The organism is Flagellimonas marinaquae (assembly GCF_023716465.1).
GTDB classification, from domain to species: Bacteria; Bacteroidota; Bacteroidia; order Flavobacteriales; family Flavobacteriaceae; genus Flagellimonas; species Flagellimonas alginolytica.
In genome coordinates, this window is record NZ_CP092415.1 from 1201478 (window position 1) to 1223987 (window position 22510).

General features: G+C 41.5%; 25 protein-coding genes and 1 riboswitch. Of the genes, 8 read left to right on the top strand and 17 right to left on the bottom strand.

The window, feature by feature from the left end:
- The first annotated feature begins 37 nt into the window (after positions 1-37).
- Positions 38-757, top strand: a complete 720-nt coding sequence (locus MJO53_RS05435) for an energy transducer TonB family protein (protein ID WP_252080764.1) — start codon at positions 38-40, stop codon at positions 755-757.
- Here MJO53_RS05435 and MJO53_RS05440 read toward each other — a convergent pair.
- The 5 genes from MJO53_RS05440 to MJO53_RS05460 all read right to left on the bottom strand — a co-directional run bounded on the left by MJO53_RS05440 (position 740) and on the right by MJO53_RS05460 (position 6548).
- A complete protein-coding gene (locus MJO53_RS05440; RefSeq protein WP_252080765.1) occupies positions 740-1360 on the bottom strand; it encodes a thioredoxin family protein in 621 nt (206 codons plus the stop codon). The genes MJO53_RS05435 and MJO53_RS05440 overlap by 18 nt on opposite strands.
- An 81-nt stretch (positions 1361-1441) precedes the next feature.
- Positions 1442-2857: a TolC family protein gene (locus MJO53_RS05445; protein WP_224836241.1), complete on the bottom strand. Its 1416-nt coding sequence runs from the start codon at positions 2855-2857 to the stop codon at positions 1442-1444.
- Positions 2841-4196 carry an HlyD family secretion protein gene (locus MJO53_RS05450; protein WP_224836240.1) on the bottom strand — a complete coding sequence of 452 codons (1356 nt, stop codon included), beginning with the start codon at positions 4194-4196 and terminating at the stop codon, positions 2841-2843. Before MJO53_RS05450 ends, MJO53_RS05445 begins: the two co-directional genes overlap by 17 nt.
- A 5-nt stretch (positions 4197-4201) precedes the next feature.
- Positions 4202-5869, bottom strand: coding sequence for a peptidase domain-containing ABC transporter (locus MJO53_RS05455; RefSeq protein WP_252080766.1), 1668 nt, complete (start codon positions 5867-5869; stop codon positions 4202-4204).
- A complete protein-coding gene (locus MJO53_RS05460; RefSeq protein ID WP_252080767.1) occupies positions 5862-6548 on the bottom strand; it encodes a TetR/AcrR family transcriptional regulator in 687 nt (228 codons plus the stop codon). The genes MJO53_RS05455 and MJO53_RS05460 overlap by 8 nt, the downstream gene beginning before the upstream one ends.
- Before the next feature lie 119 nt (positions 6549-6667).
- Here MJO53_RS05460 and MJO53_RS05465 point away from each other — a divergent pair, with 119 nt between their 5' ends.
- From MJO53_RS05465 to MJO53_RS05475, 3 genes are read left to right on the top strand one after another with little or no spacing between them, the layout of a single operon-like run.
- Entirely contained in the window at positions 6668-7231 is a 564-nt protein-coding gene (locus tag MJO53_RS05465; RefSeq protein ID WP_224836237.1) for a DNA-3-methyladenine glycosylase I, read from the top strand.
- Positions 7221-7802 (top strand): hypothetical protein, encoded by a 582-nt coding sequence (locus MJO53_RS05470; protein ID WP_252080768.1) that lies wholly within the window; start codon positions 7221-7223, stop codon positions 7800-7802. Before MJO53_RS05465 ends, MJO53_RS05470 begins: the two co-directional genes overlap by 11 nt.
- On the top strand, positions 7789-8475 hold the full coding sequence (locus MJO53_RS05475; RefSeq protein WP_252080769.1) for a DUF2490 domain-containing protein: 687 nt from the start codon (positions 7789-7791) through the stop codon (positions 8473-8475). Before MJO53_RS05470 ends, MJO53_RS05475 begins: the two co-directional genes overlap by 14 nt.
- Here the strand turns inward: MJO53_RS05475 and aat are convergent.
- The gene (gene aat, locus MJO53_RS05480) at positions 8446-9090 is read right to left on the bottom strand and encodes a leucyl/phenylalanyl-tRNA--protein transferase (protein ID WP_252080770.1); all 645 of its coding nucleotides are present in this window, start codon (positions 9088-9090) and stop codon (positions 8446-8448) included. The two genes, MJO53_RS05475 and aat, sit on opposite strands and share 30 nt — an antisense overlap.
- 123 nt (positions 9091-9213) lie before the next feature.
- Positions 9214-9591, bottom strand: a complete 378-nt coding sequence (locus MJO53_RS05485; protein ID WP_224836233.1) for a DUF3127 domain-containing protein — start codon at positions 9589-9591, stop codon at positions 9214-9216.
- A 120-nt stretch (positions 9592-9711) separates the two neighbouring features.
- Here MJO53_RS05485 and MJO53_RS05490 point away from each other — a divergent pair, with 120 nt between their 5' ends.
- Both MJO53_RS05490 and MJO53_RS05495 read left to right on the top strand, forming a co-directional pair.
- Positions 9712-10857, top strand: a complete 1146-nt coding sequence (locus MJO53_RS05490) for a sensor histidine kinase (RefSeq protein ID WP_252080771.1) — start codon at positions 9712-9714, stop codon at positions 10855-10857.
- Positions 10858-10866: 9 nt separating this feature from the next.
- On the top strand, positions 10867-11217 hold the full coding sequence (locus MJO53_RS05495) for a hypothetical protein (protein ID WP_252080772.1): 351 nt from the start codon (positions 10867-10869) through the stop codon (positions 11215-11217).
- Here MJO53_RS05495 and MJO53_RS05500 read toward each other — a convergent pair.
- On the bottom strand, positions 11210-11602 hold the full coding sequence (locus MJO53_RS05500) for an HIT family protein (protein WP_252080773.1): 393 nt from the start codon (positions 11600-11602) through the stop codon (positions 11210-11212). The genes MJO53_RS05495 and MJO53_RS05500 overlap by 8 nt on opposite strands.
- A gap of 67 nt (positions 11603-11669) precedes the next feature.
- Positions 11670-12146, bottom strand: coding sequence for a transcription elongation factor GreA (gene greA, locus MJO53_RS05505; protein WP_207028130.1), 477 nt, complete (start codon positions 12144-12146; stop codon positions 11670-11672).
- 187 nt (positions 12147-12333) lie between these two features.
- On the opposite strand from greA, the gene MJO53_RS05510 reads away from it, so the two are divergent.
- Positions 12334-12771: a hypothetical protein gene (locus MJO53_RS05510; protein ID WP_224836228.1), complete on the top strand. Its 438-nt coding sequence runs from the start codon at positions 12334-12336 to the stop codon at positions 12769-12771.
- Here the strand turns inward: MJO53_RS05510 and MJO53_RS05515 are convergent, their stop codons facing one another.
- The 7 genes from MJO53_RS05515 to MJO53_RS05545 form a co-directional block, all read right to left on the bottom strand.
- Complete coding sequence (locus tag MJO53_RS05515; protein ID WP_252080774.1) at positions 12772-13773, bottom strand: Gfo/Idh/MocA family protein; 1002 nt, start codon at positions 13771-13773, stop codon at positions 12772-12774. It lies immediately after the preceding gene.
- A 94-nt stretch (positions 13774-13867) separates the two neighbouring features.
- A complete protein-coding gene (locus MJO53_RS05520) occupies positions 13868-16126 on the bottom strand; it encodes a TonB-dependent receptor (protein WP_252080775.1) in 2259 nt (752 codons plus the stop codon).
- Between the two features lie 84 nt (positions 16127-16210).
- Positions 16211-16304, bottom strand: a riboswitch (TPP riboswitch).
- Between the two features lie 536 nt (positions 16305-16840).
- A complete protein-coding gene (locus tag MJO53_RS05525) occupies positions 16841-18376 on the bottom strand; it encodes a DUF4301 family protein (protein ID WP_252080776.1) in 1536 nt (511 codons plus the stop codon).
- The gene (locus MJO53_RS05530) at positions 18357-18938 is read right to left on the bottom strand and encodes an AAA family ATPase (RefSeq protein ID WP_224836224.1); all 582 of its coding nucleotides are present in this window, start codon (positions 18936-18938) and stop codon (positions 18357-18359) included. Before MJO53_RS05530 ends, MJO53_RS05525 begins: the two co-directional genes overlap by 20 nt.
- Positions 18899-19534: a nicotinamide riboside transporter PnuC gene (gene pnuC, locus MJO53_RS05535; protein ID WP_252080777.1), complete on the bottom strand. Its 636-nt coding sequence runs from the start codon at positions 19532-19534 to the stop codon at positions 18899-18901. The genes MJO53_RS05530 and pnuC overlap by 40 nt, the downstream gene beginning before the upstream one ends.
- A complete protein-coding gene (locus tag MJO53_RS05540; protein ID WP_224836222.1) occupies positions 19518-19778 on the bottom strand; it encodes a YkoF family thiamine/hydroxymethylpyrimidine-binding protein in 261 nt (86 codons plus the stop codon). The genes pnuC and MJO53_RS05540 overlap by 17 nt, the downstream gene beginning before the upstream one ends.
- A gap of 41 nt (positions 19779-19819) precedes the next feature.
- Positions 19820-20461, bottom strand: a complete 642-nt coding sequence (locus MJO53_RS05545) for a 4'-phosphopantetheinyl transferase family protein (RefSeq protein WP_252080778.1) — start codon at positions 20459-20461, stop codon at positions 19820-19822.
- 73 nt (positions 20462-20534) lie between these two features.
- Here MJO53_RS05545 and ahcY point away from each other — a divergent pair, with 73 nt between their 5' ends.
- On the top strand, positions 20535-21851 hold the full coding sequence (ahcY, locus tag MJO53_RS05550; protein ID WP_224836220.1) for an adenosylhomocysteinase: 1317 nt from the start codon (positions 20535-20537) through the stop codon (positions 21849-21851).
- A gap of 63 nt (positions 21852-21914) precedes the next feature.
- Here ahcY and MJO53_RS05555 read toward each other — a convergent pair whose 3' ends face one another.
- The gene (locus MJO53_RS05555; RefSeq protein WP_252080779.1) at positions 21915-22493 is read right to left on the bottom strand and encodes a DUF3332 domain-containing protein; all 579 of its coding nucleotides are present in this window, start codon (positions 22491-22493) and stop codon (positions 21915-21917) included.
- Positions 22494-22510: the final 17 nt, after the last annotated feature.

Genomic DNA, 22510 nt, shown 5'->3' on the forward strand with positions numbered 1-22510 from the left:
TAAAATATTTTAATAAAAAAGCGGTTATAGTAAAGCCATGAACCTTAACAAGAGCCAGTTATCACTTTTGATTACTTTCTTCTCTATGTCCATAGTGATTTTATTGCTTTTCAATATTCACCTAGGGGGCGTACAAGAGGATGAGTATGTTATTGAAATGAGCCTGGCCGACGAGGATATTGAAAAGCTTATTGAGGAAGAGGAAGAGCGACTGGAAGAAATGCGAGCTGCCAATGACCCCATTAAAAGCCACATGGCTCTCAACGAAACCGCAAAACCCAGTGTTGGCAACCCAGAGCCTCTAAAAACACTGGAAGAGCTCATGGAAGAAAGAGCTTTGAGCAGCGAATCCGGGGAATATGCCGATAATTCCGGTTTCGAAGATCAATTAAAAAAACTCCGGGAACAACGCGACGAAAAGAAAGAAAAATTAGGGGAACGCGATGCCCAAAAAGAAGAGTACACCAACTATTTAAAAGATCGACGCACTTCCATTTCCTATTCATTGGTAGAAAGAAATGCCTATTATCTTCCTCCGCCTATTTACACCTGTATTGAAGGCGGCAAAGTGGTGGTGAACATTACGGTGGATAACAACGGGTATGTTACCGAGGCAAGTTTTAACGATAAAAGTTCCGGAACCAATAATGGTTGTTTAGTGGACAATGCCATTGCCTATGCATTAAAAGCACGCTTTAGCCCCGATTCCAAAAATTCGCAGATCGGAACCATAACCTACCTATTCCAAGGCAAGTAGTTCCAATATATCCTCTAGGATATTTTGCCCTTTGTTCTTATTGTACCACACCTGTAGTTCCTGTTTAAACTCGTCGGTAAGTTTCCCGTGTTGCCTTTTGCAGTCCTCTACCATTTTAGTGGCAATGCTAGGTCTTGGGCCCCATTCACCGACAATTTCATTTTTGTTCTTGTCCAGTACGATCACCTTGGGGATAGAACGTGCTCCTTTGGTAAGAAATGCATCCATTAGGTCAAGGCTCTCATCCCGTAAAACGATCTTAAAGGTAATATTGGGACTAGCTTCTGCTATTTTGGCGATTACGGGCAAGCTGGCCGCCGCATCACCACACCAACTCTCGGACAGGGCCAAAAAAACAAGTTGCCTATCCAGGTTGCTCAACTTTTGTTGGTCCTCTTCCGAAATCTTAAAGGTCTTCTCCCACCGCACCATTCTACGGTCGCCAAGTTTGGTATAATTAATTAGGGCATCGGATTGAACAGGACCAGTAGTTTTACCGGATTTTGCGAGTTCGCTCACCAATTCGCTATAAGTTCTGTAATCCATCCCTTTCTGAAGATATTCCCGGACTATTTCCAATCGATTCTTTTCCAATACTTCCATAAAATTGATTTTTTCAAAAGTACATTGGGCCATCCACCCATTTTCTGACTTTTGTCATTGGTAGTTATTAGAGGCTATTCCTTACAATGCTTTGGGGTTTATGGCCAAACTCTTGAACAACATCGCTTTGGTATGGAAAAATTTGTTCTGCATTTCGTTCTGCTTTAAGTAAGCATCGATAAGCTTGCTTTCCCTGGAATTGATCAAAAACAGGGAACTTTCCCCAAAACTGAATTTACGTTCTTCGGCGGTCAACATCGTGGAATAGTCATTTACTATATCCCGGATGAGCTGATTTTGTTGGGTAAAAGAGTCCAACTCGTTATAAATGGCAATTACTTTGTTCTGAATTTCCACTTCGGCATTGTCCCGCTCATATTCGGCATCCCTGAGTTTAAATTTTGCCAATTTTAGGTCTCCACGTTCCTTGCGCAGGAATATGGGCATTTGAAAACTTAAGCCCGCTTTGTAGTTCTCGGTAACAAATGAGTTTATGAATTCTGGTGTTTCGGTTATAAAATTGTATTCCGCCTTTAATTTTGGCAATAGTTTATTGGCTTTCAATCTTTTGTCAACCGTCAACCCTTCTATTTTATAGTTCAATGACAAAAGTTTCGGATGTGATGCCAAACTGAAGCTATCCAATGGCATACCCTCGATCTCCAATGTTGAATTGATATCCATTTCGGGCTCCAAATTAGGCCTTACCCCAGGTTGAAGCTCAACGGGTACATCCTCGATCCATAGGTAATTACTGAGTTCGAGTGATTTTTTCATCAGTTTCACCTTGGCCTGTTGATAACCTAAATCCCGGTTTCGAACAGCAATTTTTGCCTCTACTGTATCGATCATGGCAACTTCGCCGGCCATGGCACTTTCCTTGACCCCCTGAAAACGAGTTTCGGCATTTTGTAAAAAATCCCGGTACACTTCGGCATCCTTAAAGGCCCTTAACCAATCAAAATAGGCCAATGAGGCATTGTATAAGACTTGGTTTACCTGTAGATCTTGTTCGGCTTTGGTCTGTTCCCTAAAAAACTTTGCCCTTTTTAAGGTTGCCATACGCTCATTGATCCAAAATCCTTGCAATACGGACATGGAGACCCCTGCACTGTACAGACCATCATCTGGCAAAGTCTCGTCGGGATTGAGATAGGTGCCCTCACGCTGTTGATAATTCCCTTTTAGCTCAATACCAAACCATGTGGGTATCTTAAAAGTCGTATTCAATCGATCCCAATACTCGGTCCCTTTAAACTCTTTGGTATCGTAATCTACCTCAACTTTAGGGTCAAAGCCACCCCTTGCTTTCATAAGGTTGGCCTGCCCTATGGCAATATTCAGTTGTGCCTGCTTGGCAATTGGGTGATATTTTTTTACATACCCCAAATATTCCTTAAAGCCGAGTACCGATACATCTTGTTGTGCATAAAATGTACAGGTAGCAAAGATCAGTAGGGCAAAAAATAAAAGTTGGCTTCTATTTCTTTGTGGCATTTGCGCTAGTATTTTGGGGTTGATAATAATTTGGAGGGAAGCCGTTGAGCTGTCTCCACAATTCAAACCAAACCGGAACGTCTTCCAAAAGTGCGATGGTACTTGCTCCGGATCCTACACGAATATCTTTTGGCCATGGGGCTTCTTCTTCGTCCGGCGCCAATAGTACCCGGTATTTCCCATTGGGGCTGATGAAGTTTTCGATGGCCACGACCTTACCGCCAAAAGTACCGTAGGATGCATTGGGCCAGCCGCTAAATACGATAGCCGGCCATCCATCAAACTGAATCCGTACTTTTTCATCCAAATGAATCAAAGGCAAATCTATGGGCTCCACAAATGTTTCTACGGCCACATCATAATCAGCGGGCATTATACCTACCAATTGGGCACCTTCTTTAAAAGTTTCCCCGATTCCGGATTGGATCGCCTTTGTAATATACCCATTTTGAGGAGCACGTATGTACAACATATTGTTCCTCATCTCGTAGTTGGTATATTGATTCTCCAATTTTGTTACCTGTGCCTCGGAATCGAACTGATTGGATTGCGCCGTGTACAGATCGCTCTGTGCCTTGGAAATCTTATCCGTATACTCCGCCTTTACCCTATTGATTTCCACTTGCGCATTGATCACATCGTTTTTACTGGTCAACAATTTGTTTTCCTGACTTATCAATTTGGCCTGGGTCTCTTGCAACTTAAGGCGTTTCTCCTCAACATCTGTCACAGCTTTTAGGCCTTCTTCTTGTAATTTTTGAGTACGATCGTACTGCCGTTGGGCAATGGTAATGTTGGTGTTTGCCGCTTCCAGATCAATACTGTCGCTTTTCACCTTTAATTTGGACTGCACCAATTTATTTCGGGCTTGCTCCAATTTTAGTCCCAACTCACTTTTGAGTGCATTTATTTGTTGGTTCAGCGCTTTGACCTTTTCCTGATACGACGTTACGGCCATTTCCTTTGCTTTGATCTGCTGACCGGTGCGCTCTACCAAATTGGGGTCGAAATACTCACTTTTTACTTCGGAAATATATAGGATGGTATCCCCTTTTTGCACATAGTCCCCTTCTCTTACATACCATTTTTCTATTCGGCCAGGTATCGGGGACTGTATGGTCTGCGGTCTTTGATCCGGTGTCAGCGTTGTAAGGAACCCTCTACCCGTGATATTCTGCGTCCAGGGCAAAAACATCATAAAGAACACTGTTATGGAAAAATACGCCAAAAAGCGATTAAAATGTTTGTAATGTCTTTTATGAAAGACTTTTTGGCCCGCCTTATAACCTGTAAGGTCCACTTTCTCGTTCAACTTGTTATTGGAAGAAATATTGAGCATGAGCTTTATTTTATGTTTGTCAATCTACCGTTGTCCATTCGAATGATCTGATTACAGCGACTCTCCCATTTTGGGTTCTCGCTAACCACTACAAGTGCCCATCCATTGGCCGGATCCGTAAGGAAGTCCATCATCCGTTCTGTTGCTTCTTCATCGTATTGCTCCAAAGGGTCCTTTAAGATCATTAGCTTTGGTCTGGTAACAACACTGCGTGCCAAAACAATTTTTCTGGAGATAAAGTCCGGTATTTTTTTACCCTCGGGATACAAGATGGTTTTAAGTCCCTGTGGCTGTTCTTTAACGAACTCAGTAAGCCCCACTTTCTCCAAGGCCCAGTACACATCTTCCATCGGTATATCTTTGTTCCCAAAGGTAATATTGTCCAACAGCGTTCCCTCGAATGGATATTCTTCTTTAAGGGAATGCCCTAAATATGCACGGTACTGGCTCAGTTTTACACCTTGGAGCGATACATTGTTCACATATATTTTACCGGAATCGGGTTCTAGGATCCCAGCCATCATTCTTAAGAGCGTGGACCGGCCGGAACCACTTTTTCCCAATATCAACAATTTGGAATCGGGACCAACGGTCAAGGACAGGTTATCTATAATCTTCTTTTCCAGTCCGGGAACCTTGTACACTACGTCTTGTAGTTCAATCGTTAACCCATCTTGATCATTGAATGGGGTTTCCCCGTCTTTGGGCTCCAATTTCTTGTCCACGACCTGCCCCATTTTTTCTAAAGAGGTTAAAAGGTCATAAAATGTTTCCAATCCCAAAATCAGTTTTTCAACAGAACTGATCACCAAAAGAATAATGATTTCCGCAGCTACGAACTGTCCTATGTTCATTTGCTGGTCCAGAACCAATAATCCTCCGATCAACAACAATCCCGCCGTAACCAAGACCTTAAAACCGATCATTTGAATAAATTGTAGGACCAATACTTTAAAGTGGTTTTCCCTGGCCTCTAAATAATCACTTACAAGAGCATCGTTCTTGTCCAAGGCATGGGATGTTTTTCCAGAAAGTTTAAAACTAATAATGGATCGGGCGATCTCCTGTACCCAATGCGCCACTTTGTACTTTATTTTTGATTCTTCCAAACTGGTATCCAACCCTCTTTGTGCCGTAAATTTGAATACGATGTAAATCAATAAGAGCAACAAGAGTCCGTATATGATAAAGAACGGATGATAAAAGGATAGCAGCAACAGACCAAATACGATCTGCAACAGAGCTGCTGGAAAATCTATCAATATTTTGGACAGTGATTTTTGGACGGTCAGCGTATCAAAAAAACGATTGGCAAGTTCTGGTGGATAGTAATACCTCAATTCGCTCATCTTAATTTTTGGAAATCGGTAAGCAAACTCAAAAGATGCCCTGGTAAAAATTTTCTGTTGTAAATTTTCAATGATTCGTATCTGCATCAATTGCAAAACACCTACAAATGCAACCCCCAAGGTGACCAAAACTACCAGCACGATCCACGATGTGCTTACTCTGGCCCCCTGTATAAGATTAATTATGGCCTGTATCCCCAATGGCAGGGAAAGGTTGACCAATCCGGCAAAAATTGCATAGTAAAATATCTGAAAAATGTCTTTCTTGTCCAAGGTCAGAAGTCCCGTTAACCGTTGCCAAGCCGTGAGTATATGTTTAGCCATTTACTTTTTTGTTTAAGGTGCGAAAAATTAAATCTGTAAAAAAAGTTGTTGGTGTTATCTTATGGTTACAATTGGTTATGGTAGGGAAATGTTCCTGCAAAAAATATTGATGGAGCGATCCTTCCAAAACGTTGCTGGCCAAACTGATCGGATAAGGATAGTGATCGTCCACTGCTTTGATCATATCACTGAGACGGTTGATCAGTCTTTTGTAAACAACAAAGTAACCGTCCTTGTTTTCTTGGTTGATTTCTTTTACCAAATAGGATTTGGAGTATTCGTTGATGATCAATCTGCTCAATACCACTTCGTTCACATGGGTCACGGAAGTATCCTCCTCAATGCTCTTGGTCAAGATCTCCACCGCCTTTTCCAGTTTTTTTACCGAGTCGGATATCCCATTGGTGGCAAAAACCATTCTATACTCCATCCATCCCCAATACCACGTGGCCAAATAGAGGAGAAGTTTATGCTTGTTCTCGAAATACCGATAAATGGAACTTTCGTTGGAGTTTATTTTTTCTCCCAGTTTTTTGAAGGTAAAATGATCAAACCCGATTTCATCTATCAACAGTATACTGTGCTGCACAATATTCTTTCCTAAAGTGGAAGACTCCGGGTCTTTTATATAGAGTTTCTCGTTAACTCCAATTTTTAAGGATTTCATAAGTAAATCCATTACTCACACTTTTAAAATTTTCTCTCGCAAATATAAAAGTAATACTATTATTCTATAATACTTTAACTTTCAATTAACTCTAGACTTTTTCCATTACTTTTGATAAAAAGTGAACTGCGATGAAGAAACACAGGTGTGGATGGTGCTTGGGCGACCCGCTCTACGAAGCTTACCACGACACGGAATGGGGAGTTCCGGTTAAGGATGACTCCACGCTCTTCGAGTTTTTGATACTTGAAACGTTTCAAGCTGGTTTGAGCTGGATCACTGTTTTACGCAAACGCGAAAATTTTAGGGAGGCCTTTGATAATTTCGACTACAATAAGATTGCTCAATACAATCAAACCAAAATCGATAGCCTGTTACAAAACCCGGGCATCATCAGAAATAAATTAAAAGTAAATGCCACGGTATCCAATGCACGGGCATTTATGGCCACGCAAAAAGAGTTTGGTAGTTTTAGCAAGTATATTTGGGATTTTGTGAACGGCAATCCCATTAAAAACGAATGGGAAAATTATAGGGATGCTCCTGCCACTACCGAACTATCCGACATTATTAGCAAGGATCTAAAAAAACGAGGGTTCAAGTTTGTTGGCAGTACGGTTATTTACGCCCATATGCAGGCCACCGGTATGGTAAACGACCACGAAGTAAATTGTTTTAGATACCATGAAGTATAAAGTCATCATACTGGCAATACTTGCTATGGCACAGACCGTGTTTGCGCAAAACAAGTACGAAAGAGAGTCCAGAATAGAGCAAGAACAATTCCCTTCCAAATCCTATGGATTGATCCAAGAATACCTACAAAACGCCAAACGTGTTCGTTTTTATCAGGAAACGGACAGCACAAAAAAAAGCTACGAAGTCAAATTTAAAAAAGGCCGTCTGCATTACAGCGTGGAATTTAACGAGCAAGGTTTTCTGGAAGATGTGGAATTTAAAGTAAAAGAGCGGGACCTCCCCAATGCCACCTGGGATGCGATACAACACTATTTGGCAAAAAACCACAGTAATCACAGGGTAAAGAAAATACAGCAACAATATCCGGCCCGCAAAGGACAGTCCGTGGAGAAAACCCTATACAATGCGTTCCAAAATTTAATTTTGCCAGATGTAAATTATGAGCTTATATTCTCGGCAAAAGAAAAGAATGGTTTTCAAGAATACGAAGCTTTGTTCAATGCCGACGGAAATCTAATCGCCATTCGTAAATCTTTCCCTCCAAGCTATGACCATGTGCTGTACTAAGCGATTGCTTTTGTTTGTTTTATTACTTTCGGTATCCCCGACCATTTGGGCCCAAAAAAACTTAACGGCCTATTTGCAGCCACAGATCGCGGTCAACTACAAGGTTGCCGGATCGTACTCCCACAACTTTTCTTTGGCGAGCCGAAATTATATTTTTAGCAATGAGGATTTTCTTTTAAGAGCCAGGCAATTGGACCTTGCCCATTTTTCCAATTTAAATATCCGCGACAATCAAAGTATTGCACTAGGGGTCCAATATAGGTTCAGAAACAACTTCGAGGACAAAGAAAATGAACTGAGAACAACCCAACAATACAACATTGCCCAAAGGCCCAATGCCATACGTTACGGACATCGGATACGTGCCGAACAACGAATTACCCAATCGCTCACCACTCATCGGTTTCGATATAGGTATGCCATGGACTTTCCTTTAATCGGGGAAAAACTGGACTTGGGCGAACCTTATTTTGTTGGCAGTTTGGAAAATTTGCTGAGCGTTGCCAAAGGTACTTCACCACAATACGATACGCGCCTTTCCGGCCAGGTAGGGTGGCAACTCCAAGGGGGGTTAAAGCTTCAAATGGGTATTGAATATAGGCTGGAAGATTACAGCTCCTCTTTACCACAAAACATTCTTTTTCTATTGACGAGCATGCAGTTGTCCTTGTAGGATTTTCATAAATTCCTTTCTGGGCAGCAATTCGGCACCCAAACTTTCCAGGTGATCCGTATGCACTTGGCAGTCAATGATCCGATACCCGTTTTTATACATTTCTTGGGCCATTTTTATAAATGCGAACTTGGATGCATTGGAAGTTAGACTGAACATACTTTCTCCACAAAATACATGTCCCAGGTCCACTCCGTACAAGCCACCGACTAGTTCGCCATCTTCCCAGACCTCGTAGGATTTAATAAATCCTTTTTTATAGAGATTCATATAGGCCATTTTCATTTCAGGTGTAATCCAGGTACCCTCTTGCCCTTTTCGATGTATTTGAGCGCAATAATCTATGACTTGCTCAAAACATTTATTCTGGGTAAGGGTAAATTTTCCTTCACGGATCAGTTTGCGCATACTTTTGGAAATCTTCACCTTTTCTGGAAAAAGGACCATTCTCGGGTCCGGTGTCCACCAGAGTATCAGGGAATCATCGTTGAACCAAGGGAAAATACCATTCTTATAGGCCAACAATAATCTTTCTGGGGATAAATCGCCCCCAACAGCGAGCAATCCATCTTCTCCAGCAGTTTCAACGGGAGGAAACTGCAATCTTTTGCCCAAAAAATGTAATGGAGTGTTTTCCAAGATCAATTTTTCTTAAAAATACAAATAGGTCCCAAAACAAGAAAATCCGAACTCAACGCCCGGATTTCATTTATAACTTGTTTAAAATTGATTTTTTGATTAAAACGGCAGGTCATCATGATCCTCCTCATTTAGATCGTCCGCAGGCTCAAAAGCTTCCATTGGGGGTACGGGTGGCATATTGTCCGATCCTTGCTCTTGTTGCAAGTTTTCTATACGCCATCCTTGGATAGAGTTAAAATATTTGGTTTCGCCTTGTGGGTTTACCCATTCCCTTCCTCTTAGGTTGATACTTACCTTGACCATTTGCCCAACACTGTAGTTGTTCAGCAAATCACATTTATCCTGCACAAACTCTATCATTATATGTTGTGGATATTGCTCTTCGGTGGTCACGACCATCTCTCTTTTTCTGAAACCATTATTGCCGTATGTCTTGGTCTCGTCTATCATTTTTATTCTTCCCTGAACTTCCATGCAATGTTAATTTTTGTTGAAAACTCAAAAATACATAAAATGAATTCCATGGATCACCGTTATTTCAACTAACTATCAACATGTTTTCCATTTGTTATCTTTAAAAAGAAATTGACCTTTATGAACTTTAGTCCAAAAAGGAAAACCTCCAATATTATAATGCTGATCTCGGCATTCGTGATCGTCAGTCTTATTTTGTGGAATACCAATAGTTTCTTCCGTAAATTCAAGGAGGAGGAACGTTTAAAGATGGAAATTTGGGCCACTGCACAATTGGAGCTCATCCAATCCTCTGTAGATCAAGAACTGGGCAACCTAACCCTTAAAGTCCTTGGCAACAACACGTCGACCCCCATGATCTTGGTCAACGAGGAGGGTTCTTACAAAACACACAATATCCCGGAGGACAAAATAACCGATAGTGTATATATCCATAAAAAAATCGTTCAGTTCAAAAACGAGAATGAGCCCATACAGATCATTCAGGAAGACGAACTGCTGGAAACCTTATATTATGGCAATTCCGAGGTGCTGAACAAACTAAAATACTACCCTTTGGCCCTACTTTTGATCATTTTCTTGTTTGGCGCCGTAATCTTCTTTTTCTTTCGTACCAATAAGGCTTCCGAGCAAAATAAACTTTGGGCGGGCATGGCCAAGGAAACCGCGCACCAGATAGGAACCCCCTTAACTTCTTTGTTGGGATGGAACGAACTGCTCAAATCGGAAGATATCAACCCTGAGGTTACCCAAGAAATTGCCAAGGACATCGACCGTTTGGAGACCATTACCGAGCGTTTTTCCAAAATTGGCTCCATACCTGAGCTTCGGGAACACGATATTGTCGACGAGACCAAAAAAGCTTATGATTACCTTAAACAGCGTAGTTCCAAATTGGTCCATTTTTCTTTTAGTTCCAATGTGGATCAGGCCATGGTATTGATGAATCCCCCACTCTACAACTGGAGTATTGAAAATTTGGTAAAAAACGGTATCGATGCCATGAAGGGCAAAGGCAACATTGCCATACAGATTGAAAAAAAGGGGCAAAATATCAACATATTGATCTCGGACACCGGCCACGGAATCCCTAAAAGTGATTTTCAAAATATTTTTGACCCAGGGGTAACATCCAAGCAAAGGGGCTGGGGATTAGGCCTTTCTTTGGTAAAAAGAATCGTTGAGGAGTACCATAAAGGAAAAATTAAAGTATTTTCGTCCAGTAAAGAAGGAACTATCATGCAGATTTCCATAAGAGCACTATAAATTTAGGTTATGGCCAAGGAAAAAAAACTTGTAATTCAAGAAGCTGATATTACCAACAACTGCCCCGTGTGTTTTAATCAGGAACTTAAGATTACCTTTTATCAAAAACATACTTTTAATGCATTCTATCACAGGACCACAGGTGTGGTGAGTCACGATATCCAATGTAAAAAGTGCCACTCGACGATTTATCCCGTGGATTGGACCCCGGATATTGAACGTGTTTACGATTACTACAACAAACTGGTAAATCCCGACCGACCTGCGGTAAGGTTTACCATGCTCTTTTTTATTATTCTGATTTTAATACTATGCCTGGTAGCTGCTGGGGTATATTTTTACTTGGAAAGTTTTAATTGAGGTAAGATCTTATATCCTTGGCCACTTCTTCGAATTCTTCTGTGGTCAAACTTTCTTTTTGTTGAAAAGTTGCGTTTGCCATCGTGTTCAAAGGTATTAAATGCACATGCACATGTGGAACTTCGAGCCCGATTACGGACATTCCTACACGCTTACAGGGCACAGCTTTTTCTATGGCCTGCCCCACCTTTCTGGAAAAGGCCATCAACTTCATGTACGATTCCTCATCAAGATCTAAGATTTTGTCCACTTCTTTTTTTGGAACACACAAGGTATGCCCTTTGGTATTTGGGTTAATATCCAAAAAAGCAAAGTTATCCTCATCTTCCGCTATCTTATAGGAAGGTATGTCCCCGTTTATGATCTTTGTGAATATGCTGGCCATTATCCGTTGTTTTACATAAAAAAATCCCGTTGAAAAACGGGATTAAATATAACTAATTTTGTAGCGGTTACTCTCGTGTAATCTCCAAAATCTCAAATTTTAAGGTTCCATTGGGCACTTTGATCTCGGCAACATCGCCCACTTTTTTGCCCAACAAGCCTTTTCCAATAGGGGAGGTAACGGATATTTTTCCTGTTTTTAGGTCGGCTTCGCTCTCTGCCACCAGGGTGTATTTCATTTCCATACCATTTGCCTGGTTCTTGAGCTTAACTGTGGAAAGCACCAATATTTTGGAGGTATCCAATTGTGATTCATCTATTAATCGAGCATTGGCCAGGGTTTCTTCCATTTTGGATATTTTCATTTCCAATAGGCCTTGTGCTTCTTTGGCCGCATCATATTCTGCGTTCTCGGAAAGATCTCCTTTATCCCTTGCTTCGGCAATGGCCTGCGAAGCCTTGGGACGTTCCACATCTTTCAGGTGGTTCAGTTCGTCCCTTAATTTTTTTAGTCCTTCGGGCGTGTAGTATGAAACTTTGCTCATATCGTTAATTTTTAATGCAATAGGGCATTGAAGAAAATCAAAAAATTTCCCCAATACGCGCTTACTTTATAAATACAAAAAATCCTCAACTATACCCATGACCTGCACGGTATTTTTGCGAGGATTTAACGCAAATATATACAATTTTTCATCAACTTTGTCTCGGAAAGACATTCAAACTTTGATTATGAAACAGTTCTGGGCCATTGTTCTTTTAGCCGTTATTCTGTCGTGTAGCTCGGATTCATCCAATCGAAATCCATATTTGCAAGAGGTTCGGTTCCGCTTTGAACTCAACCTCAACCTACCGCTTTACAACGACCTCAACAATATTGGAAATCCTGTTTACGTTGGCAACAATGGTGTTGGTACCCGTGGGGCCTTTGTTATAAAATCGAGTTTAAATACCTTTTATGCCTTTGAGGCCAGTTGCCCCAACCACACACCGAACAATTGCTCTACCATGACGATTGACGGACAGAATGTTGTCTGCGGTTGCGAGGGATATACGTATAGCCTTTTTACAGGGCAACAACTGGACAGACCAGATGACGGCAACCGTTATTACGACCTTCTTTTTTACAATGCTACGCAGAGTGGAAATACGGTGATTATTTCCAACTGATCACTTTTGTTTTAGAATTTGCTCCATTACCCAACTGGTATGCAATCCCGTTTTTCCCGTTGATGGGTGAACCACCGCACCCAAAAGATGCTGTTTTATATGTCCCACATGATGTTGTTGAATGTGCTCTGGGTGATCAATATGTATCCGTTGATGGCCTGATGGGTTCTCTATTTCGATGGGTGCTTCATCCAAAACCGAAAACTTTATTCGCCCTTGTGAACCCAAAATCTCAACATTGTCCGATCGGTGATGCGTACCAAAATTCCAACTGCCACTACCGGTTGTGCCGCCTTCGTGCACCCAATGTGCAGTAACGGCATCGAAAGCGGGGTACAGACCAAGTTGATTGGTTCCAAACCCACTGACCTTTTTAATGTTTCCCAAAAGAAACGTAAACAGATCCAAACCATGGCTTGCCAGATCATCAAAATATCCTCCTCGGGCAATATTAACATCGGTTCGCCAGTTGTACGATTCCGATAAATCGATTGGGTTCGGGGGTTTTGTTTTTTGCCAGTGAATATGCCTTACTTCTCCAATCAGACCGTCCTCCAACCACTGTTTTACTTGTAAAAACCTTGGTAACGAACGTCGATAATAGGCGATAAAAAGCGGAATATCCTTGCTTTTAAAAGCTTCATATACAGCTAAACACTCCCGGTATGTAGGAGCCATGGGTTTTTCCAAACAGCAAGGCTTTCCTGCCTCGGCAACTTTTAAAGCGTAAAATTTATGTGTGTCGGGAGGCGTTGCAATATAAACCGCATCGATATCCGGATTGTTGATCACTTTATCCGCATCGGTTGTCCATTGTGCGATTTGGTGCCGGCTGGCATAGTCTTCGGCTTTCACTGCATTTCTTCGCATTACCGATTCCACCAGGAAGCCCTTGGTCTTCTGATAGGCAGGCACACTTTTTTTCTCGGCTACGCTACCACAACCTATTACGCCCCACCTAAGAGGGTGTTTTTCGGAAAAATTAAAACGGGATTCTGTCATTGTGTTAAAATTACAGAATCCCGATATAAAAAATGTATCAAAAATCAAATCCCGGTACATAACCCTTTAGGGTTATCCCGAACTTACTTTTCTTTTAAAAATTGATGGTCGCTCCCAATAAAAAATTAATCCCTGCTTGTGGGTAATAACCGGCCCCTTCAATGGTAGTAACGGTTCCTGGATTGGAGTAATCGTCATCAAAGGTGTAAAAATACCCATTGGAAACAATATCTGCATCAAAAATGTTATTGACCAAACCAGAAAACACAATACTTTTTACAAAAGAATTGGTTTGTATGGTGTACTGCACATTCAAATCCGTTTGTGAATAGCTATCCAGTACAGAATTGTCCGAATCGATATTGCCCATGTACTGTTTGCCCACAAATTTTGACAGAATGGACAATTGAAAATCTTGATCTGGCGAATACGTGATAATGTTCCCTGCAATCAATTTGGGAGAATAGGCAATATTTGTATTCCCTAAATTTTGAAGCTCACCATCTCTTTCAAAATAAAAATCGAGGTTACGGTTATCGCTCAAGGCGATGTTGGGCCTCCAAGTAAAGACATTGGACAAATTGACGGAAGCATCGATTTCGAGTCCCAACCTATAACTATCGCCCACATTGGAACGTAATGGTGCTCCAACGTCGTTCAATTCACCGGTAAGCACCAACTGATCTTTGTAACGCATATAATATACATTGGTGTTTACTTGAAAACTAGGGGAAACGTATCGCCATCCTAGCTCAAAATCGTTCAATTTTTCCGGTTTTGGACTTCCACTTTCGTAATCATTTCGGTTGGGCTCACGATTGGCCCTGGCGTAGGATAGATAAAAGTTATGGTTCCGATTCAAATCGAAAGTTACACCCGCTTTTGGGTTAAAAAAATTAAAGGTATCGTCCACCAATCCTGTATCCTCCCCATTGGCCTCGTAAGATACGCCACGATATTGTAGATCGCCGAACAAAGACCATTGGTCCGTTAACTGGTAATTGGCTTTGGTATAGAAGTTCAGATCGGTTTTTGTGGAGGAATCATCATAATACCTATCCCTAATTTCGGTGCTACCGGCGTATTCGGCCCAGATAATCTCTCCGAAATGGTCTCCTTTGTACTCGTTGTATCCACCTCCAACAATAAGTTGCAGACCATTATTTTTATATGTCGCGGAAAAAATACCTCCATAAAAATCATTGTCCAACCATCGTCGACGAATCAAATCGGTGGTTTCCACCAAATCTCCATTTACACTGATGGGCTCCAATCCATAGGTAGCAAAATCATCGTCTTCCCTAAATTGTTCAAAATAGCCTCTTCCCCGAGTATAATGTACGGCAAAATGGGTGTTCCAAGAAGCGTTCCATGTTTCGTACCAATGCAACTGAAAATGATCTTGTTTGTAATTATCCACTTCTTTGTCGTAGTATTGGGTGGTGCCGTTGTCGTCCGTATATTCTCCTGCGGAATTATAGGTACGGTCGTCCCTTAACTGTTCTGCGGTGATGCCGTTCCAAGCTTGGTAGGTGATTTCATGCCCTCCAAAAAGCAAGGCTTTTACCAGGGTGTTTTCATTTTTATATGCCCCTTGTAAAAAATAACCGTCCAGTTCTGATGATGCACGGTCCACATAGCCATCCGAAGTTATCCTGGACAACCTTCCGGAGAATTCAAAATGGTCGTTCAACAGTCCGGTACTGAACTTAACATTGTTCCGTAAAGTACTAAAGCTGCCCACAGAAGACGAGATCCTTGCGTATCCTTCTTCGGAAAATGCGTCGGTAAGCAGGTTTAAACTTGCTCCAAAGGCACCGGCGCCGTTGGAAGATGTTCCCACTCCACGCTGCAATTGCAAGTTTTGTGTTGAAGAAGCGAAATCGGGCATGTTCACCCAAAAGCTACCATGCGATTCGGCATCGTTGTAAGGTATACCATTAATGGTAACGTTTACCCTTGTGGCATCGCTGCCACGTACCCGAATGCTCGTGTAGCCCACGCCGGCCCCTGCATCCGATGTAGTTACCACAGCGGGCATAAAATTCATTAGAATCGGGATATCCTGCCCCAGATTCCGCGGTGCGAGTTCCACTTTGTCCAATTCGGAAAATGTAATGGGAAATTCCTTGGTTGCCCTCACACCCTGTACCAAGACTTCGTCCAGAGTCACTTTTTTGCCTTCCAATGTGTCGATTTCTTCTTGTGCACTTACAGAAAATGCCAAGCCGAATAGGGCTAAAGTGGACAACAAAAATTTAATGCGATAACGGTTTCTTTTCTTTGTCTGTCGCACTGAACCGCTTTTTAGTGCTGCGGCCTTGCACTGCATAATTGAATAAAGGGTTTTCATTCGTAAAATTGCTACGAATAAAAGGGGTCATTATTCTTTGTTAATAATTGATTTTTGTTTCTGATGAAACATAGAAATTCCAAGATGCGCGATCTGCGCATTCCCTTGGCGGCATTACCCGCCCAGGTTCATTGGGTATAATCTCAGCCTTTTGGTAAAAGCACCCCTTTGAGATGCGGCAAATGTAAGATGTTGTGATGATTTTTAAAAACGAATTGCAAGAAAACCGTTTACCCACAAATAAAAAAGACCGCCGAAGCAGTCTCTTTCACTTTGCGTGATCACAATCGCTTGGAAAAGCTATCTATAATCTGGCAAATGGACAATACATGGATAGTGTTTATATAGCATCACCCTAATTTTTAATATCCTCGTCTCTTTTTCTGTTCTGCAGATAAATTATCAATACGTATAGAGCCAATCCCAAAGAGATCAAATCCATAATAAGCACAATTTTGCTAAACATAGTATTAAGTATAGTGTTCTGTAATTTGGGCCTGATCTTAAAGAAAGCCGCACAATATGCACGGCTTCTTAACAAACCAATCAACCAACTTTAAATAACCCTTTCGGATTATCTCAATTCAATTCTATCACCGAAAATAATTTCGTGTTTACTTATAAGACACAGCTTTTGTTCATTGGTCACTTTCAAAAACAAAAAAACCCATTACATAAAATGCAATGGGCTCGAACTTATTGAAACATATTGTTTTACACCTGATGCGTAGGCTTTAAAAGATCGTTCACGGTTTTTACCGGATTAAATGTAACCAAGGGCACCTCCACAAAAATGGTGTTCCAAAATGCCATTGCTCCATTCCACAGACCTGGAAGCTCGAGTGCCTTGAGCTCTTTTCCTTCTTTGGTTTTTTCTGTTATAAAACCTTGTTTATGATCTACAAAATCCAAAAGATTATATTTTTCTCCTTTGTAATTACGCACACCACAAACCAAATCCACAGGGTTAAAATGTGTGGAGTTTTGTAAAATGGCAGCTTGTTGTCTATTGTTTTGATCTATCTGTGCGGATTCAATAATTTGAAGCGATATATTTCCTTCATTATCTTTTATCCAAAATGGACCTCCTCCAGGTTCTCCTTCGTTCTTCACCATTCCGCATACACGGATGGGACGATCGATCCTATCCTTTAAAATTGATTTTTGCTCCGCTACACTAAAATCATCGTAATTTCCGGGCATACGAACATTTAGGTCTTTCTCCAAAAATGCCTTGATCTCATCGGCTTTTTCAAAAGATACTTCACCCTCCAACAGTTTGGCATACGCAAAGGCTTTGTCCTGCACTTTCTTAAGGACTCCTGCCAACATTTTTTTGCTATTGGCCACGGTTTCGAGATTCTTATCGATAACAACGTTGTCTATGTTTTTAATAAAGACTATGTCGGCATCTTGATCATTCAAGTTTTCAATAAGTGCTCCGTGCCCACCTGGACGAAACAAGATAGAACCATCATTATTTTTAAAGGGCTTGTTGTCCATATCCACGGCAATGGTATCGGTAGATGGTTTTTGATTTGAGTACGAGATATTAAAACTGGTGTCCGTTTTTTCTGAAATTTTTGGCCCCACCTGTGCTTCTTCTTCGGCAAACATGGCATCGTGCTGTTCGGATACGGTAAAATGGAGATTTGCCCTGCCTTTGGTTTTTGCGTAAAGTACGGCCTCTTTTAAATGTTCCTCAAAAGGTGTTGCCGCACCAGTTTCATACTGATGGAATGGCAACAATCCTTTGGGATAAAATCCATAATTAAGTCCACTTTCCATCAACATTTCCTTTACAAAAAGAAAAGCTTCTTCGTCTCCATTGGATGCTTTTCCCTTGATCCTGGTCATAATCCGGTCATAAAACGGAAAACTGGATAGGTTATCCGTAAACTTTTTGACATCGGTATCCCCTGTTCTATCGATATAATCGGAGAGTTTTTCTTTTGATGGATCGTAACTGTCCAAAAAGTTGAACATGGCCTTGAACATTCTGGATGCCGCGCCCGAAGCGGGCACAAACTTTAAAAGGTCCAGTTCTGAGCGATGGTCTTCAAAATACTGCAGAAGATCTAACTGTTCTTTCTCGGAAAATCGAAGTATGCCATTGCCCACTACAGCTGCTTGCGATAACTGCACAAAGGGAATCCCATCTTTAAATGTTTGTATCTGATTTTCTACTTTTTCTTTGGATATTCCTTTGGAATCCAGTTGTTCCAAGTCTTTAGGACTTAATTCGATCATGTTTTTGGAGTAGTTTATCTATATGTTCAATTGCTGTTTTAAGCCTTGATGCTTTATCACCCCTTAATTTAATGAATTTCCTATTATTCTGTTCCAAAGCCTCCTTAAAATATCCGAACATACGCTCTCTTTCGTCCGGCTTGTCCCTCAGATCATCTGCCACCCAGGGCGTATCTATATAGGTCAAAAAATAAAGATCGTAACTGTTTTGGAGTGCATATTTTTCTATCAATGGATCACAAGTACTATCATAATAAGCCTCTGAATACACTTTGGTTTCCAAAAGATCAGTATCGCATATCAAGACCTTATTGGCTTTTTTGGCCAATTTGTTCTCCAATGCCATTTGCCCGTATGCAATTGGGGGCAGATCATGAGGTTCACAAGTTTTCTGTTCTCGGTCCCATTTGTCTTGTAGATATTCGCGGGCGTACTCGGGCACCCATTCTGTTTGGTAATGCGCTGCCAGTTGTTTGGACAGTGTGGTCTTCCCTGTGGATTCCGGTCCGAACAGGACTACTTTTATGAGGTTTGAGGGCTCTTGCCCAAGCTTTTCTTCCATGCTAAATATCCCTGTATTGCCAACACAGTAAAAATGAGGTATTGCAAAGAGAACATACCCCATCCCCTATACGCATACAAAGGTACGGTTATTAAATCACCCAATATCCAAAGGGTCCAGTTTTCCAATTTTTTATTGGCCATATACCACATTGCCGTAAAAAAAACACCCGATGTAAATATGTCCACATAATTGGTCGGACCGATTTCGGCACCGAAGATTTTATACACGCCATAGGTGACCAACATGGTCAGCACAAAAAAGCCGAAACCGATCCATTTTTCTTTGGAACTTGTTCTGGTTATATGCACCACGGGCTGCCTATTGTCCTTTCTGCGGGCCCAGTTCCACCAGCCATAGATACTCATCATGGAATAATAAAAATTCATCATCATATCCCCGAACAAACTGTCCACAAAAAAAATATACGTGGTTATTACGGTAGCGACCAAACCTGTGGGATATACCAAAATATCCTCTTTTTTGGCATAGACCACACTGGCAATCCCGAAAAAAAAGGCGGTTGCCTCCAGTATGATCAGGGAAAGCTCCCTATCCTCGTAAGGGCCTAGGAAAAAATCAAAAATGGGGTTCATACTCACTTCTGTCAGATTTCACCATTTTCATAGTCAAAACCACATGGTCCAAACTTTCAAAACTTTCCTTGATCTCGGTTTGAAGAACATCCATCACCCTATCGTAATCTCCAAAAACTTGGGTGCTCAATGGATTTTCCAAAATGGTCAATCCAGAATTACGCATTTTTTTGATAAACTCAATAACAGGGGCTTCAAAATCATCTTGAAGTGGCGACAGCGTAAGCTCTACGGAAATTTTCATTGGCGGTTATGGTTACTGGACAAATCTACAAAAAGGATTTATCACCCGCCCATCAATTTTAGGGCATACACACATGTAAAACCTTCAAATTCCAGAAAATCAATTTCGTAATGTGTTTTTTCTCCTTTGTATAATATTTCAGCTACGGTCCGTGTATCGTCAAAAGAAAAATCCATTACATCAATATGTCGTAAAAAACTGAGTCCTTGCTGTGCATAAATTTTGTACAAGGACTCCTTTGCCCCCCAGACTATGGTCAATTTTCGCATCAACGCCTCTGAATTGGCCAAGGTTTTATATTCTTGGATAGGGGTGAATTTGTGGGCTATTCTTAAGATCTTGTCCCTCTGCATCTCAATATCTATTCCCACTTCATCGGTTTCACTGACAATAATCCCGGTGAAATTATGTGAATGGGTAATGGAGATATGGTTGCCATCTTTTAAATGGGGCTTACCAAAATCGTCGTAATGGAGGTCGTGATCCACATACCCAGCCAGTGCCAGCAGGTGCCTGATACTTAAAAAAGCCCTTCGGTGCGCCTCCGATTTCATGCCTTCCATTCGTTTTTGGCAATGATCCGTCAACTCCACATTCAGAGCAAGTTGGGCCTCTGGCTCCGTAACTTTCCAGATGTAGACCTTTGTGGTAGGGGAAACTGTTATTGTTTTGTAAACTGGCATGAACAAAAGTTAAGCGAATTCGTATCTTTGTGCACTATTTAAGCGAAGCTACAAAAGTAAATTTATAAAAAGTATGAGCACAAAGACAATTCCGTATGTACCGTATAAGGTAAAGGACATCTCTCTTGCAGATTGGGGAAGGAAAGAAATTGAGCTTGCAGAAGCAGAAATGCCCGGGCTAATGGCCTTGCGCGAAGAGTATGGGAGCCAACAACCTTTAAAAGGGGCAAGGATTGCCGGTTGTCTTCATATGACAATCCAGACCGCCGTTTTAATTGAAACTTTGGTGGCTCTTGGCGCCGATGTAACCTGGAGTTCTTGCAATATATTCTCTACACAGGACCACGCCGCTGCCGCCATAGCTGCCGCAGGTATTCCGGTTTATGCTTGGAAAGGGATGACCGAAGAGGAGTTTGATTGGTGCATAGAGCAAACCCTGTTTTTTGGTGAGGACAGAAAGCCCCTGAACATGATCTTGGACGATGGTGGAGATCTTACCAATATGGTTTTGGACCAGTATCCTGAATTGGCAGGTGGCGTAAAAGGCCTTTCAGAAGAAACCACCACAGGAGTACACCGCTTGTACGAAAGAATGAAGAATGGCACGCTTCCAATGCCGGCCATAAACGTGAACGACTCCGTGACCAAATCGAAGTTCGACAATAAATACGGGTGTCGCGAAAGTGCCGTGGATGCCATTCGTAGGGCCACCGACACCATGTTGGCGGGCAAAAGGGTTGTTGTTGCCGGTTATGGAGATGTTGGTAAAGGAACAGCTGCATCTTTCCGTGGAGCTGGGGCCATTGTAACCGTTACCGAAATCGACCCTATTTGTGCTCTGCAAGCCTGTATGGACGGTTTTGAGGTAAAGCGATTGGAAAACGTGGTGCCCAACGCGGATATTGTAATTACCACTACCGGAAACAAGGACATTATCCGAGAAGAACACTTCAGGGCCATGAAGGACAAAGCCATTGTTTGTAACATCGGTCATTTTGATAATGAAATTGATATGGCCTGGTTGAACGCAAACTACGGCAATACCAAAGACGAAATAAAACCACAGGTAGATAAATATACCATTGAAGGTAAAGATGTGATCGTATTGGCCGAAGGTAGATTGGTAAACCTTGGTTGTGCCACCGGCCACCCAAGTTTTGTAATGAGCAACTCTTTCACCAACCAGACCTTGGCGCAGATTGAACTTTGGAAACACAGTGACAAATATGCCAACGAAGTGTACATGCTACCCAAACATTTGGATGAAAAAGTGGCCAAGTTGCATTTATCCCGATTAGGGGCAGAGCTAACCGAACTCAATAAAGAGCAGGCCGATTATATTGGAGTAAAAGTAGAAGGGCCGTTTAAACCCGAATACTACAGATACTAAGAAACAAAATGATATAAAAAAACCCATGGCAAACACCATGGGTTTTTTATTGTTCAATGTTTTTTATTCGGCCAAAAGGGTTTCGTTATAATAATAGGTATCCTTTTCTTTAAGTAACGCCAATCCTTCTTCTCTAGTACTCATAGGGTCTATTTTTACTTTCTCACCGTTGGGCATGTGAACAATATAGAAACCTTCTTCAAAAGAAGATAGCTTTATAATTTCTCCATTTGGTCTAATGGCATTCCACGATTTTTCGTCGGGCTTGTAGACCAAATCTATTTTCTTTCCTTTTTTTGGCCCTTCCACCACAGTTACCTGAATCCTGTTTTTGGTGGCGATCATCTCAAAAGTATTGCCATCGTGTTCCACCATCTGGGTTTCCGACTCGCCGTCCTTCATGGCAATTGGATTAGAGCCGGACCAAAACTCTATCACATTAAATATGATTGCATCGCCAAGAAAGAACAATCCGTAAACCGGAACAATGTTCAATCCCCAAAAAATCAAGTTGTCCAAGAACTTGCTGTCGGTCAGCCCTTGGTTCCAATCTTTTAGGTTATTGAACGCACTGAACGACCCTAAACAACTGGTAAACAAAATAGAACAAGCCAATAGTGATGAAATAACTGCTTTTTTCATGATTTAAGATTTATAGT